At 51.8% G+C, this 15,140-nt stretch carries 14 protein-coding genes; 10 read left to right on the top strand and 4 right to left on the bottom strand.

Features of this window, described 5'->3' with window-relative positions; translation table 11 throughout:
- Positions 1-229: 229 nt before the first annotated feature.
- The 3 genes from BMW31_RS06565 to BMW31_RS06555 all read right to left on the bottom strand — a co-directional run bounded on the left by BMW31_RS06565 (position 230) and on the right by BMW31_RS06555 (position 3,058).
- On the bottom strand, positions 230-775 hold the full coding sequence (locus tag BMW31_RS06565) for an NADPH-dependent FMN reductase (RefSeq protein ID WP_177166285.1): 546 nt from the start codon (positions 773-775) through the stop codon (positions 230-232).
- Positions 776-951: 176 nt separating this feature from the next.
- A complete protein-coding gene (locus BMW31_RS06560; protein WP_091822908.1) occupies positions 952-2,121 on the bottom strand; it encodes an MFS transporter in 1,170 nt (389 codons plus the stop codon).
- A gap of 481 nt (positions 2,122-2,602) precedes the next feature.
- Positions 2,603-3,058, bottom strand: coding sequence for a cupin domain-containing protein (locus BMW31_RS06555; RefSeq protein ID WP_091823221.1), 456 nt, complete (start codon positions 3,056-3,058; stop codon positions 2,603-2,605).
- A 232-nt stretch (positions 3,059-3,290) separates the two neighbouring features.
- Between BMW31_RS06555 and BMW31_RS06550 the strand changes: the two genes are divergently transcribed.
- The 10 genes from BMW31_RS06550 to mnmE all read left to right on the top strand — a co-directional run bounded on the left by BMW31_RS06550 (position 3,291) and on the right by mnmE (position 14,304).
- On the top strand, positions 3,291-3,653 hold the full coding sequence (locus tag BMW31_RS06550; RefSeq protein ID WP_410524430.1) for a winged helix-turn-helix transcriptional regulator: 363 nt from the start codon (positions 3,291-3,293) through the stop codon (positions 3,651-3,653).
- 189 nt (positions 3,654-3,842) lie between these two features.
- Positions 3,843-5,558: a DUF4026 domain-containing protein gene (locus BMW31_RS06545; protein ID WP_091822902.1), complete on the top strand. Its 1,716-nt coding sequence runs from the start codon at positions 3,843-3,845 to the stop codon at positions 5,556-5,558.
- Between the two features lie 319 nt (positions 5,559-5,877).
- On the top strand, positions 5,878-6,195 hold the full coding sequence (gene rplU, locus BMW31_RS06540; protein WP_091822900.1) for a 50S ribosomal protein L21: 318 nt from the start codon (positions 5,878-5,880) through the stop codon (positions 6,193-6,195).
- Positions 6,196-6,213: 18 nt separating this feature from the next.
- A complete protein-coding gene (rpmA, locus tag BMW31_RS06535) occupies positions 6,214-6,504 on the top strand; it encodes a 50S ribosomal protein L27 (protein WP_091822897.1) in 291 nt (96 codons plus the stop codon).
- 221 nt (positions 6,505-6,725) lie between these two features.
- Entirely contained in the window at positions 6,726-8,015 is a 1,290-nt protein-coding gene (gene serS, locus BMW31_RS06530; protein ID WP_091822895.1) for a serine--tRNA ligase, read from the top strand.
- Between the two features lie 137 nt (positions 8,016-8,152).
- Entirely contained in the window at positions 8,153-10,519 is a 2,367-nt protein-coding gene (locus BMW31_RS06525; protein ID WP_091822891.1) for a bifunctional dihydroorotate dehydrogenase B NAD binding subunit/NADPH-dependent glutamate synthase, read from the top strand.
- A gap of 25 nt (positions 10,520-10,544) precedes the next feature.
- Complete coding sequence (locus BMW31_RS06520; RefSeq protein WP_091822889.1) at positions 10,545-10,913, top strand: DMT family protein; 369 nt, start codon at positions 10,545-10,547, stop codon at positions 10,911-10,913.
- A 7-nt stretch (positions 10,914-10,920) separates the two neighbouring features.
- Positions 10,921-12,069 carry a hypothetical protein gene (locus tag BMW31_RS06515; RefSeq protein ID WP_091822887.1) on the top strand — a complete coding sequence of 383 codons (1,149 nt, stop codon included), beginning with the start codon at positions 10,921-10,923 and terminating at the stop codon, positions 12,067-12,069.
- A 13-nt stretch (positions 12,070-12,082) separates the two neighbouring features.
- Positions 12,083-12,952, top strand: a complete 870-nt coding sequence (locus BMW31_RS06510) for a nucleoside phosphorylase (protein WP_091822884.1) — start codon at positions 12,083-12,085, stop codon at positions 12,950-12,952.
- On the top strand, positions 12,952-14,304 hold the full coding sequence (gene mnmE, locus BMW31_RS06505) for a tRNA uridine-5-carboxymethylaminomethyl(34) synthesis GTPase MnmE (protein WP_091822881.1): 1,353 nt from the start codon (positions 12,952-12,954) through the stop codon (positions 14,302-14,304). Before BMW31_RS06510 ends, mnmE begins: the two co-directional genes overlap by 1 nt.
- 610 nt (positions 14,305-14,914) lie before the next feature.
- On the opposite strand, the gene BMW31_RS06500 is transcribed toward mnmE, so the two are convergent.
- The coding region (locus BMW31_RS06500; RefSeq protein ID WP_177166284.1) for an ATP-binding protein at positions 14,915-15,140 on the bottom strand (226 nt) is incomplete at its 5' end.

Below are 15,140 nucleotides of genomic sequence, written 5' to 3'. Positions count from 1 at the left end.
AGCAACTTTGCTGCTCGACAGCCACGGCGGCCGACATCTCCTATCGAGGCCTGAAAGGCATGCTTCAGGAACTTTTGACAGGTGTCGAAAGATCGTGCGACACCTGTCGAAAGATTGTGCGACACCTGTCGAAAGTTCACGGAGCACTGCCAAAGAACCGCTTGCGAAATGCAAACGGGCTGACAGTTGGATACTGTCAGCCCGACATAAGCATGTAATTAATCTCGCTTTAGCCGACGAATGCCAGCATATCCTCTGCCTGTTTGCGCAGCATAGCTTTCTGCTCGTCGGTGAGAACAACCTTGTTGCTCGTCCAAGCCTCTGCATTTACGGCAAGACCTACCTGGTTCTCCATTACCACAGCACCTATGAAGTTGAGCAAAGCGGTAAGTTTCTCACGGCAACCGTTGGTCTGGTTGCTGCCGCCAATGCCCGTTAAGGCCACCTTCTTGCCCTTAATGGCTGTTGCACTGTTGGGTTCTGCCGTCATGGGACGAGACAGCCAGTCGAACAGGTTCTTGATTGCTGCCGGGTAGCTGGCGTTGTATTCGGGAGCAAATACCCAAATGAGATCGGCTCCGAGCACATCCTTGCGCACACGTAACAGTGAATTCGGAGTTGGGAACTCGATGTCCTGATTAACCAACGGCAGGTCGGCATACTCCAGTTCAGTTATCTCTGCCTTGTCTCCGAGCAGCACTTTTACGTATTCACTGACCTGTCGGTTGAAGCTCTGCTTGCGTAGTGAGCCAATTACAAATAATACTTTTTTCATAATTTCCATGTTTATTGTTATGATGTTGATAATCTTACGGCCGGGTGCAACCTCCATACTTGGGGCATGCTGCTGCAAAAGTACGCAATATTCTGATAATTCCACCCATCTTACATGCTAAAAAACAACTGTTTTTCCGCCGGCAGCAGCAAAGGCGGAGCATTGCAACGGCGCCGTTACTTGTTTGTGGCCAGACTGATGAAGAGGCTCATGCCGGCCATTACCAGGCCCACCATGCACACGCCCCGCCATCCGGCAATGCCCCAGCCCCAGCCGGCCAGGAACGTTCCGAGCGACCCTCCCGTAAAATAAATGGTCATAAAGATGGTGTTCACCCGATTGCTTGCCGACGGTATCTCTGCTATGCTGGCGCTCTGATTGCTCAGTTGCTGGCACTGCAAACCCACATCGAGCAGAATGATACATGCTATCAAGCCCGCATAGCTGTTCCCAAAGAGCAGTGCGACAAGCCAGCCAACTATCATGATAAAGGCTCCTGCCATAGAGATACGGCGCGTACCGAAGCGAGGCACATATTTACCCAAGCCGCTGGCCACCATTGCTCCTGCCACTCCACATAGCCCGAGCAGGCCTACCATATCAGAACCGGCTCCGAAATTTCTGGAAAGATGAAAGGCCAAACACGCCCAGACAGTGAGCAGACTGCCAAAACCGAAGGCGGCGCGGACCGAGTTCAGGCGTATGACCGGATGGGTCAAGAAAATCTGTAATACCGTCCGCATCAGCGAAGCATAGCTACCCTCGAAGTTGCGCTGTACATCCGGCATCATCCGTAACGCAGTGAACAGGCATAATACCATGACACCGGCAGCTATGAGGAACATGGCCCGCCACCCTAACCATTCTCCCACAAAGCCGCTTACCACCCGCGCACCAAGAATGCCAATGAGCAATCCCGACAATACATAGCCCATGTTGCGGGCCTTATTCTCCGGTTTGGAGAATTGAGTGGCAATAGGCAGGAAGAATTGCGGCACCACGGAGAAGGCTCCCAGGAGGAGGGAGGCCGCCCAAATCAGGTAGATATTGCCTGAAAAGGCTATAACGAGAGCCATGAGAGTTGCCATCGACATGCTCCCGATGATAAGTCGGCGGCGAGAATACAGGTCGCCCGACGGGATAAGGAAGCAGAGTCCTGTGGCATAACCTACCTGAGTAAAAACCATGATGAGGTTGGCCGGCACTTCATTTACGCCGAGGTCATAGCGTATGCGCTCCAGTAATGGCTGGTTATAGTAGAGGTTTGCCACTGTAAGCCCAGCCATAACGGCCATCAGAATCATCATACTGCGGGGAATGCCCCCGTTCTCTTTCAGTTGTATCATTGTTTTAGCAAAGTCTTCTCCGTCATGTGCAGGGCAGGCTGCAATGCGAAACCACGCCCGTGCACAACTACGGTGCAAAGTTCTGCAGTTTTTTCTGAACCCGCAAACTATCTGCCGGAAATCAGGCAGACAAGATGCGACATGGGCTTCGGGACAATGCAGATAAGCGCATCTTGTGTGATATTGCAATCTGAAACCTATCATGCCGAGGCACAAAAACCGAAGGCCGCGAACTTTCGACAAGTGTCGCATAATCGTTCGACACCTGTCACACAATCATGCGACAAGTGTCGAAAGTTCGCGAAGGATAGCTTCAAGACCGCGTTGGCTACTTTTTCAAACTTCGGAAAGCATGCTTCCGCCCCCTTGGGTGGCACTGTGGCGGGGCATGCCGGGGCGGAGTGTTGCCTGAACACAAAAAAAGACGGGACACCGAAAACTGTTTTCGGCACCCCGTCTCGTTCTTCCGTTTATCTGCTGTTTACCATTTCAGCGGCTCCTGCAGTATGTTGCCATCCGTCATCGGGCTGTCGGCCTCGCCAAAAACGTTGGCTTTATACTGTATGCAGAGCATGGTCAGGTTCGCCTTACCGGTGTTCTTCAGCGCCCGCTTGCCATCGGGAGCCACGCGGACAACGGTTCCCTCACTTACGGGAAACACCTCGCCGTCGACCTGGTACTGACCCTCGCCCTTGAGGATGATGTAGAGTTCCTCGTGCGTTTTATGCGTGTGGAGGAAGCCGCTGTCCTGTCCGGGCACCAAGGTCTGGAAACTCAGCTCGCTGCCCGTTGCCCCTACGGCCTGGCCAACGAACACTTTGCCGTGGATGGTTACATCCGGACCCATGGGCAACTCGTGCTCTATGATTTCATCCATACGCCCTACGCTCACTGCGGAGTAGTTCTTACCGGTCTTGATAGTCTCGATTTTCTTCATCATTTGTACTTGTTATGTTGTTTGTTGATTATTTACGGTGCAAAGATAGCATGTAAATTTCTGCCGTGCAAGAACTATCTGCCGGGATAGCAGGTTACCAAGAGGTAGGAATAGCGGCTGCATCGGATGGACTGCCACATGGGATTAACCAAGATTAACGCTCGGTGTTTTTTCCTTGCCGGTTATTGGTTACTTTCAGAAACTATTCGTATCTTTGCAACGCAAAATAACTATGACGATGAAAGAGATATTGGCAGAATACCTGGCTTGCCCCATCCGGCAGGTCATCAGCAGGTTTGGCGACAAGTGGTCGCTGTTGGTTCTCTACGCCCTGTGGCGCAATCATCCCGGCCCGATGCGCTTCAGCGAGCTGCACAAGCTCATGACCGACTGCTCGCAAAAGATGCTCTCGCAGACCTTGAAGCGGCTGGAGAAGAACCACCTGATAGCCCGCAAGCAGTTTGCGGAAATCCCCCCGAGGGTGGAATACTCACTTACGCCGCTCGGAGAGTCGCTCATGCCCAGCATAACCTCGCTCATCCAGTGGGGCCAAGAGCACTTCACAGAAGTTACCGACGGCAAGGTGGCCGTCTGAATTTCACTGCTTCTGCCCTTTGTCTTGCACCAGTCGCCCTCGGAAACGGGCAGCCCACGTGGGTCGCGAACGCAGCAGGCAACACCATCAATCATTTTAAGGCGCCCAAAGAATGCCGCTTCGGATAAATTCACTATATTTGCACGAGCTAATTGAATTCACCTCTTTATAAATCTAATAACTACATTTATGGGACTATTTGACTCGCTTAAGAAGAAAAAGAAGCCAGCAGGCAAAGACAAGGAGCAGCTGTTGAGCCAGCTAAAAGCCTGGCACGAGGCCGGAGAGTACGGCCATATCATTGAGGCCATAGAGGCCTTGCCGGCCGACGAACTGGACTATGAGCTCACCAGCTGGCTTGCCCGGGCTTACAACAACAAGGGCAACAACAGCGATGACGGTGAGCAATACTTGGCCAAAGGGCTTGCCCTTTTGCAGGGAGTGGAGACAGAAGGGCGCAACGACCCTTACTGGCACTTCCGCGTAGGCTATTCGTTGCTGGACCTGGAACGTGAAGAAGAGGCTGTTCCCTACTTGGAGCGCGTGCTCAAGATGCCCAAGAGCAAAGCCGTTTGTGACGACCTTGACGCTGATGCCGAGACGCTGCTGAAAGACTGCCGGCCCATTGCCGAGTTTCTGAAGAACCCCACTGCACAAGAGCAAGCATACTACGAAAAGAAGTCGGTGATGGTTGCTATCCCGCCCAAAGAGCTTGGCGACGATGCCACACTGACCGGCATACCCGAAAAGATTGCAGCCATAGAAGGCGTGGAGATGCTCCCACTGCACGACGAAGAACAGGGAGAAGCCATGCTGCGCATAAGACATGAAGACGAAGAGTATCCTCTCATCTTCTACTTTGTACCCGTTCAAATTGCCTACAACGGCTGGAAAGTGCGCCAGGAGTTCACCGAGCAGGAAATGAAACAGGCTACGGATGCCCGTATGGGGCTTGCCGTCGACATGCCGTTCGGTTCCGATTACATGACGTCTTACCATCTTCAGCTCAAGATTATGGACGCTGTCATGCCCGATGCCGTTGCCGTTTTCGACGAGAGTGGCGAGCAGCTGCTCCTCGGACGCTGGGTTCGGTTGGCTGCGGAGTCGGCCGTTCCGCCTCCTTCTGACATGATGTACGTTCTTCAGGCAGTAAGTGACGATAAAGATGAGGTGTGGATGCACACCCACGGACTGGCCCGCTGCCACGTTCCGGAGCTTGAGATATTGGGCGCAAACGTGGATAACTACAAACCGATGGGCGACCTGCTCAATGCCACGGCACGCTATATACTCGGTAACAACGACGCAGCAAAGCCCTACGAGGGTATCTGCGTGGGCGCCATAGACGACGAAACGCCTCTGGTGGTTACGCTTGTGCCTTGGGAGGAAGCCATCAAACGCTTCCCAGAGCACCTGAACGGCGGCAAGTACGACCGCAAATACGATCACCATTCGTACTCGGCAGCCATCTACTGTTATCCCTCCAAGGAAGCTGAAAAGCAGCACGACTATCGCCACATCAGCCGACTGAGCAAGAAACTTAGCACCAACGGACTCTATTTCTACACCAAACGCGAAACCGACTACATGCATCAGCGGGCCCAAGAACGGTTGGGCATTATGCTCGATATAGCCCGCAAAACACCCGAAAACGCCATTGTGAAGCTCGGTTTCCTGACCGACGACGCTGCCAAGGAAGGCACCGAGGAACGCGAACACATCTGGTTCGAGATTGTGGCCATAACCTCCGCCACTACCTTCATGGCCAAGTGCACGAACACTCCTGTGTGGGTAAGCAGCCTGAAGAACGGCGACATCGGCACCTACTCTACCGATATCATAACTGATTGGCGAGTGTACGTGGGCGATCAGACACTCTCGCCCGACGATGCTTACATGCTGTAGACAAGCCGGTGTGCATTTCATCAAGCTGCATCTCGTTCCACGCCCCACGCCGATTAAAATGTGGGAAAATTGCTTTCTCGCTTATCAAAGCCTCCGGCTGTCAGCTGCTTTAGCACTATTACTATGCAGGAACCAATGAGAACAAGAAGAATTCCGTGTATGTTAATCTGTCTTAAAACAGAAAAGAAATCAACTTCGGTGCTGGAAACTCTCGTTTTTATTTCGTAATTTTGCAGCCGATTTAGTCCGTTTGGGCTCGAACAAGCGTTGACAGGAAGTCAACCGCCTGGCGGAAAAACCCGTTTATATTATTAAAGTAATGTACGCAATTGTAGAAATTAACGGTCAGCAGTTCAAGGCTGAGCAGGGCAAGAAGCTCTTCGTACACCATCTGAAGGATGTGGAAGCCGGCAAGACTGTTGAGTTTGACAAGGTTCTCCTCGTTGACAACGACGGAGCTGTCACAGTGGGCGCACCTACTGTAGAAGGTGCCAAGGTATTAGTAGAGGTTGTAAACCCGCTCGTGAAGGGTGAGAAGGTTATTGTCTTCAAGATGAAGCGCCGCAAGGACTATCGCAAGAAGAACGGTCACCGCGCACAGTTCACTGAGGTTGAAGTTAAACAAGTAATCGCTTAAATTCAGGAGGAAACAGAAATGGCACATAAAAAAGGTGTAGGTAGTTCTAAGAACGGCCGCGAATCAGCTTCACAAAGATTAGGCGTTAAAATCTGGGGTGGTCAGAAAATCAACGCAGGCAACATCATCGTTCGCCAGCGTGGTAACAAGCACTTCCCCGGAGAGAATGTTGCCCAGGGTAAGGACGATACACTGTACGCCCTGACCGACGGCGTTGTTTATTTCCACAAAGGCAAGCGCGACAAGAGTACCGTATCGGTGCTTTCGCCCGAAGCCTATGCTGAAAAGAGCAGGAAAGCTGAAGCATAACATACAAAAACTTATTCCAAACAAACAACAGGATGCCAATTCTCTGCGGAGAGTTGGCATCTTTGCTTTCTCCCCCGCCCTGCCTGCAGCGCACGTAACGGCCATTCGGCAAGCTGCACTATTTACGGTCAGGTTAAAAATCATACTGCAAATCTCGCTGTATGAGAAAAAAAATGATTATCTTTGCTCTCAAATAAGAAAAAGAATCAAACAAAAAAGATATGCTTACACTAAAACTCATCAGTGAGGAAACGGAACGTGTGATTAAAGGCCTCGAGAAGAAGCATTTCAACGGTGCAAGAGAGGCTGTGGAAAAAGTATTGGAATACGACAGGCTTCGCCGCGAATCGCAGCAGAAACTCGACGCCAACAAGCAGCAGCAGAACCTGCTCTCGAAGCAGATTGGCGGTTTGATGAAGGAAGGCAAGAAAGCAGAAGCAGAAGAAATAAAGAACATGGTGGCCGAACTGAAGTCGGCCGACAAAGCCATTCAGGAAATTATGGAGAAGGCACAGCAGGACATGACCGAGGTGCTGCTCACTATCCCCAACATCCCAAACGAGCTGGTACCCGAGGGCAAGGATGCCTCCGACAACGTGGTTGTAAAAGAGGGTGGCCACAAGCCCGAACTGGGAGCCGACGCACTCTGCCACTGGGACCTGCTGAAGAAATTTAACCTGGTGGACTTTGACCTCGGTGTAAAGATTACGGGAGCCGGCTTTCCCATCTATATAGGTAAGATGGCGCGCTTTCAGCGTGCATTGGAAGCCTTCTTCCTGGACGAGGCTCGCAAGTCGGGTTATCTGGAGGTTCAACCTCCTTTCGTGGTAAACCAGGCCTCGGGACTGGGTACCGGTCAGCTGCCCGACAAGGAGGGACAGATGTACCACGCCAACCTCGACGACCTGTACCTCATCCCCACGGCCGAAGTTCCGGTAACCAACATCTTCCGCGACGAGATTCTGGACGAGAAGGATTTGCCCATCAAGCGCTGTGCTTACTCGGCCTGCTTCCGGCGCGAGGCCGGAAGCTACGGCAAGGATGTACGCGGACTGAACCGCCTGCACCAATTCGACAAGGTAGAGATTGTGCGTATAGACACGCCGCAGCATTCGTACGAGAGCCTTGACGAGATGCTTACGCACGTAGAGGGACTGGTCCGAAAGCTGGAACTGCCCTACCACATCCTGCGCCTCTGTGGCGGCGACATGAGTTTTACGTCGAGTATTTGCTACGACTTCGAAGTGTGGAGTGCAGCCCAGAAGCGCTGGCTGGAAGTTTCGTCGGTATCAAACTTCGAGAGCTATCAGGCCAATCGCCTGCACTGCCGCTACCGCCATGCTGACGACAAGAAGATAGAACTCTGCCATACGCTGAACGGTTCGGCTCTGGCACTACCCCGCATCGTGGCTGCCATTATAGAGAACAACCAGACGCCCGAAGGCATCCGCGTGCCTAAGGTTCTCGTTCCCTACTGCGGCTTCGAGCTTCTTGACGACAAAAACTTCTAAACACATACTGGCTTTTGGCTCATGGCAGGCCGGCAACAGCGCCGCCGCCACTGGCCAAAAGCCTCACTCTTTTTCTGCAGGCCGGTCATCGTGCCCGTCAAACTATAACCCACCATCATCCAAAGAGCAAAAACACTATGTACAAGATTATCGACAAGCAACAGTTCTCAGAGAAAGTTTACTGTTTCGAAGTAGAGGCTCCACTCATTGCACGCAGCTGCAAACCCGGCAACTTCATCATCGTGAGAGTAGACAAGAACAGCGAGCGCGTGCCCTACACCATCGCAAAATCCGATGCAGAGAAGGGTACGCTGACACTCGTTATACAGGAAGTGGGCCTCTCCTCCATCAAGTTCTGCAGTCTGCAGGTTGGCGACAGTGTTCTTGATATAGTGGGACCACTCGGTAATCCGTCCAAGATAAAGAATTACGGCACCGTGGTGTGCGCCGGCGGAGGTATCGGCATAGCTGCCATACTGCCCATACTGACGGCGCTGAAACAGGCCGGCAACAAAGTCATCTCCATTCTGGCAGGCCGCACCAAGGAGCTGGTCATCATGGTAGACGACGTGAAGCGATATTCTGATGAGCTCATCATCATGACCGATGACGGCTCCTACGGCCAGAAAGGTGTCATAACGGTGGGAATGGAAGAAGTCATCAAGCGCGAGCATATAGATAAGGTACTGGCCATCGGGCCTCCTATCATGATGAAGTTCTGCTCACTCCTGGCCCATCAATACAACATTCCGAACGACGTGAGCCTGAATACCATCATGGTAGACGGTACGGGCATGTGCGGCGCCTGCCGGCTGACGATAGGCGGCAAGACCAAGTTTGTTTGCATCGACGGCCCCGAATTCAACGGCGACCTGGTAGACTGGGACGAGATGTTCAAGCGAATGGGCACCTTCAAACGAGCTGAAAAAGAGGAACTCGAACACTTCCGGCAGCATAATCCAGCCTCGGAAGACCGGCAGGACACTGCAGCAGCAGAAGGGCAAGCCGTTGCGCAGCAGGCAATTCCTATTGACGAAAGCATAGATGTACTCACCGACAGAGATGCCTCGTGGCGAGTGGAGCTTCGCAAGAGCATGAACCCCAAGGAGCGTAAGCTCATTGAGCGGGTACAGATGCCGGAACTCGACCCCGTTTACAGGGCCACAACCCGTACCGAAGAAGTGAACCAAGGACTCACACCCGAAATGGCCATGCGCGAAGCCAAACGTTGCCTGGACTGTGCCAAGCCCAGTTGTGTAGAGGGATGCCCTGTAAACATCAACATACCTTCGTTCATCAAGAACATAGAACGCGGCCAGTTCCTGGCTGCTGCCAAGGTTCTGAAAAGCACTTCGGCACTGCCAGCTGTGTGCGGTCGGGTTTGTCCGCAGGAGAAACAATGCGAGAGCCGGTGCATCCATCTAAAAATGAACGAGCCATCCGTGGCCATCGGCCACCTGGAACGCTTCGCTGCCGACTTTGAACGCGAGAGTGGACAGATGGCATTGCCCGAACTTGAGCCGGCTAATGGCATCAAGGTGGCCGTCATCGGTTCTGGCCCAGCAGGCCTCAGCTTTGCCGGCGACATGGTGAAACGGGGCTTCGAGGTCTACGTTTTCGAAGCGCTGCACGAGATAGGAGGCGTGTTGAAATACGGTATCCCGGAGTTCCGTCTGCCCAACCGCATTGTAGACGTAGAGGTGAACAACCTACGCAAGATGGGCGTACACTTCCAGACCGACTGCATTGTGGGCAAAACCATCTCGGTACAGCAGCTCGAGGCGCAGGGATTTAAGGGCATTTTCGTGGGTTCGGGAGCCGGACTGCCCAACTTCATGGGCATTAAGGGCGAGAACCTGATAAACATCATGTCGTCCAACGAGTACCTTACACGCGTGAACCTGATGGACGCTGCCAATCCCGAAACCGACACTCCGCTCAACATAGGCAAAAAAGTGATTGTGGTAGGAGGCGGCAACACCGCCATGGACTCATGCCGCACGGCCAAGCGACTGGGGGCAGAGGTTATGTTGGTGTACAGACGTTCGGAAGCCGAAATGCCCGCCCGTCTGGAAGAGGTGAAACATGCAAAGGAAGAAGGCATCCGGTTCATGACGCTGCACAATCCCAAGGAGTATCTCGCAGACGAGGAAGGATGTGTGAAAGCTGCTGTACTGGACATCATGGAACTGGGTGAACCGGATGCTTCGGGACGCCGCAGTCCTGTGGTTACGGGCAAAACCATTACGGTAGATTGTGACCAGGTAATCGTTGCGGTGGGTGTTTCGCCTAACCCGCTGGTACCCAAGAGCATCTCCGGACTGGAGCTTGGCAGAAAGAACACCATTGTGGTGAATGAGCAGATGCAAAGCTCACAGCCAACCATCTACGCCGGCGGCGACATCGTACGTGGTGGTGCAACGGTGATACTGGCCATGGGCGACGGCCGCCGGGCAGCCAACAATATGGCTCAACAGCTGCTGGCACAAGTGACGCCTGCATGATGAGACGCTATTAAAAACAAGAAAAATGAATGGTTTATATACAATTCTGCTGCTCATTTGCAGCAACATCTTCATGACACTGGCCTGGTATGGGCACCTGCGACTGCAACAGGCAGGCATCAGCAAGGACTGGCCACTGCTGGGTGTCATCGCTTTCTCGTGGGGAATAGCCTTTTTCGAATACTGCTGTCAGGTTCCGGCCAACCGGTTGGGCTTCAATGCAAACGGAGGACCTTTTACACTGGTACAACTCAAAGTCATACAGGAATGTATCAGCCTGGCCGTATTCGCCATGATAGCAAACATCATGTTCCAAGGACAGAACTTGCACTGGAATCACATTCTGGCTTTCTTCCTCATTATCTGTGCAGTGTATCTGGTTTTCATGAAATAACGAAGAAATGAAGAAATACTTGATAGCATTATTGGCACTTGCCTTGTTCGCCGTTCCAACTCCTGCCCAGAAGCGGAAAGGAAGGGGGAAAGTTGTGCAGAAGGAAGAGTCGCCGGGCGAAAGGATGTACAAGAGCATGCTGTCGGCTACGGCCAAGGTGATGTTCATTGACAGTGTTGTGGTTGACAAGGAGGATTTCCTCACCAAGGTGCCACTGAACAAGGAATCGGGCTACCTCATGGGCTACGAAGAATTCTTCCACAAGGACAACCAGCCCGGTGCATCGGTCTATCTCAACGAATTCAAGAACCAATGCTACTTCTCCACTACAGATACGGTAACTGGAGGAGACTTGTATGCCATGGATTTGCTGGGGAAAGAGTGGAGCTCGCCTAAGTTGATAGACGAACTTGGCGATGACCTGAAAAAGCAGAACTATCCATTCCTTTCGGCCGATGGCGTTACACTCTACTTCGCAGCACAGGGGAAAAACAGCATAGGCGGTTACGACATCTTCATTACACGGTTCGACAGCGAGACGGGCAAGTTCTACTCTGCCGAAAACTACGGCTTGCCTTTCAACTCAAAAGCCAATGACTACCTGATAGCCTACGACGACCTGGACACACTGGGCTGGCTTGTGAGCGACCGGAACCAGCCGGAAGACAAGGTGTGCATCTATACCTTTGTGCCTACTTACCCTCGGCAGAACTTCAACGGCGATGAGATTACGGACAAGGAACTGCAGAGCTATGCCAACATTGCAAGCATACGCGAGACCTGGCAGTTTGGAGACAGAGACAAAGCGATGGAGAGATTGCGCATGATGAAAGAGCGGGCACAGGCTGTAGAAGACCGTGAGGTTATTCGCTTTGTGGTCAATGACAATGTTACCTACAGGCATTTGGACGACTTCCGCTCTCCCACAAACAGGCAATCATACCTGGAGATGGCAGGCATCAAGGCCTCACTGGCTGACAAAGAACGCAAGCTCAACGGCCTGCGCGATGCCTATGCCGGCTCATCGGCTCGCGGTAAGGAGCAAATGCAGCAGGATATCATCCGTTTAGAGAGGGAAATCGAGCAGCAACGGCTTCAACTTCACGCGATGGAAAAGAAGATACGCAATGCAGAGAACATATTATTAACTCCATAAAATCAAACTGGATATGAAGAAGTTTGCAGAATCAGAACTGATAATCAACGAAGACGGAAGTGTTTTCCACCTTCATCTCAAGCCGGAACAGCTGGCCGACAAAGTTATTCTCGTTGGCGACCCGGGACGCGTGGCACTCGTTGCTTCGCACTTTGACAACAAGGAGTGTGAGGTTGCAAACCGCGAATTTCATGCTATCACCGGCACCTACAAGGGCAAGAGAATTACCGCATTGAGTACCGGTATCGGGTGTGATAACATCGACATCGTTGTCAATGAGCTTGACGCATTGGCCAACATCGACTTCCGGACCCGCACCACAAAAGAGGAACTACGCCAGCTTACCTTGGTTCGCATCGGCACTTGCGGCGGTCTGCAGCCCTATACGCCTACGGGAACTTTCGTTGCCAGCGCCAAGAGCATAGGCTTCGACGGGCTTCTCAACTTCTATGCCGGCCGCAACGAGGTATGCGATTTGAACTTTGAGAAAAAGTTTAAGGAACACATGTCGTGGAATCCGTTGCTGTGCCAGCCCTATGTCATCGACAACGATGCAGAACTGCTGGACAGAATAGCCAAGGATGACATGGTGAGAGGTGTGACCATTTCATGCGGCGGCTTCTTCGGTCCGCAGGGCCGAGAGCTTCGTATTCCGCTCGCCGACCCCATGCAGAACCAGAAAGTTGAGAGCTTTGAGTATAACGGCATGCGCATTACGAACTTCGAGATGGAAAGCTCGGCCCTCGCCGGTCTGGCCCGGCTGTTGGGGCATCATGCCCTGACTTGTTGCATGGTCATTGCAAACCGCGTGGCTCAGAAAGCTGAATCGAACTACAAAAACGATATTGACACGTTAATTCTTAAAGTGCTCGACAGAATTTAATGATAAATACCGACAACATCTGTGCTTTGGCGACACCCTCTGGTGGCGCCATTGGCATTGTTAGGGTTTCCGGTCCCGATGCCATTGGGATAACCAACAAGCTCTTCAGTAAGGACATCAGCCAGGCTAAAAGCTATTCGCTGCATTACGGGGTATTCAGTGATACCCGTCATAACCCCATCGACGAAGTGATGGTGAGTGTATTCAGAACACCGCACAGCTATACGGGCGAAGACGCCACCGAGATTAGTTTCCATGGTTCACCTTATGTGCTGCGCTTGGCGTTGCAGGCACTCATCGATGCCGGATGCCGTCAAGCTAAGCCGGGCGAGTACACGATGCGGGCATATCAGAATGGAAAGATGGACCTATCGCAGGCAGAGGCTGTTGCCGATTTGGTTTCTTCTACCAACCAGGCTACCCACAAGCTGGCACTCAGTCAGCTCAAGGGATATTTTTCCAACGAGCTTGCAACGCTGCGCGAACAGTTCCTCAAGATTACATCGCTGCTGGAACTGGAATTAGACTTCAGCGACCATGAGGAGCTGGAGTTTGCCAACAGGGACGAACTGCTGCAACTTGCCAGCACGATTGATGACCGCATCGTCTCCCTGGCCCATTCTTTCAAAATTGGCCAAGCAGTAAAGGCAGGCATTCCCGTGGCCATCATCGGCAGGACAAATGTCGGTAAATCCACCCTGCTCAACCGCCTTCTGCACGAGGACAAAGCCATCGTGAGCAACATCCACGGCACCACTCGAGACACCATCGAAGACACTACAGACATTCACGGCCTCACCTTTCGTTTCATCGACACAGCAGGCATCCGCCATACCGACGACCAGATAGAGCAGCTGGGCATCCGCCGCAGCTACCAAAAACTGCAGGAAGCGGCCATCGTGCTGTACATGACAGACGGCGAAACTGTAGACGATGCCTTCCGCGATATCGCCACATACTGCGAAGGAAAGAAAATCATTATCGTCCAGAATAAGATAGATCAGTCCAAAACACCTATCCGGAGCCAGGAATACGAAGTCCTCCAAATCAGCGCAAAGTTGGGTACCGGCATCAGTAACTTGGAAGAGTCGCTCTACAAAGCCGCAAACATACCCGCAATAACAGAGAACGAAGTCATCGTAACCAATGCCAGACACTACGAGGCACTCAAGTTAGCACACGCGAATCTCACCCGCGTAATTGCCGGCATTAACGCCAATCTCAGTGCCGACCTGCTATCAGAAGACCTCAAGGCCTGCCTCGACAACCTTGCCGACATAACCGGCAAAGGCCGCATCACCCCCCAAGAAACACTAAATAACATTTTCGCCCACTTCTGCGTCGGCAAATGAATGACCGTAACTCGCTGACATGCAAGATGTTACATCTCTCTTAAAAAAGAAAGTAGAAGCAATTTATCATCTTTCACATTACTGAATTTCAACACTTTACGTTTTTTATTTCAAGTTATTCGAGTCTATTTATTTTCTTTTTTCTACCGTATTTCTACCGTAAAAGTACGATTTATGTCTCTGAAGCCCAACAATAGCCGACAAAAGTGCGCAATTATTGTTAATAGATGGTAGATTTCTGTTAACAAACGTATAATATTCCAGTTTGCTTAAAACTTTATTGACCCAGTTCATACTCATTCTGCCACTTGTAGACCATATTTATTAACTGTCACACAAAAGTGACATCAATAATTATGAGTAATTACAAGCATTTCAAACATTACTACAATCCATACGATAGTTTGGATGTAGAGTGGCAGCATGTTGTATCCAAGAGCTATCTCACAATTGGTGAGATTGTTTGTCTTTCCGGGTACACTAAAAGCTACATTTGGAAAAGCCGAGCGCGTTTGACCCCCGAGGGCAAAGCGACGTTGCCCCCTGAAAACTTTTTTATTTTGCCCCCTCTAAAGTCCTGACTGGCGGGGTCATTTTTATTTTGCCCTGTTTACTTCTTAGCCTTCATCTTGCGGATGCTTTCGCCGAAGAGTTCGATGCGGTGTGATGAGTGTACGATCCTGTCAAGCACGGCATCGGCGACAGCCTGGTCACCGATGGCATCATACCAGTTTTCCACAGGGAGTTGAGAGGCCATGACGATTGACTTCCTGTCATGGCGGTCTTCGATGATTTCCAAAAGGATGGGGCGCTCCTTGGCGTCCAGCGGTACGAGG

This window comes from Prevotella sp. kh1p2, from assembly GCF_900111525.1.
Lineage (GTDB): Bacteria > Bacteroidota > Bacteroidia > Bacteroidales > Bacteroidaceae > Prevotella.
Note: the sequence above shows the minus strand (reverse complement) of the source record. Positions and strands in the feature narration are given on the sequence as shown.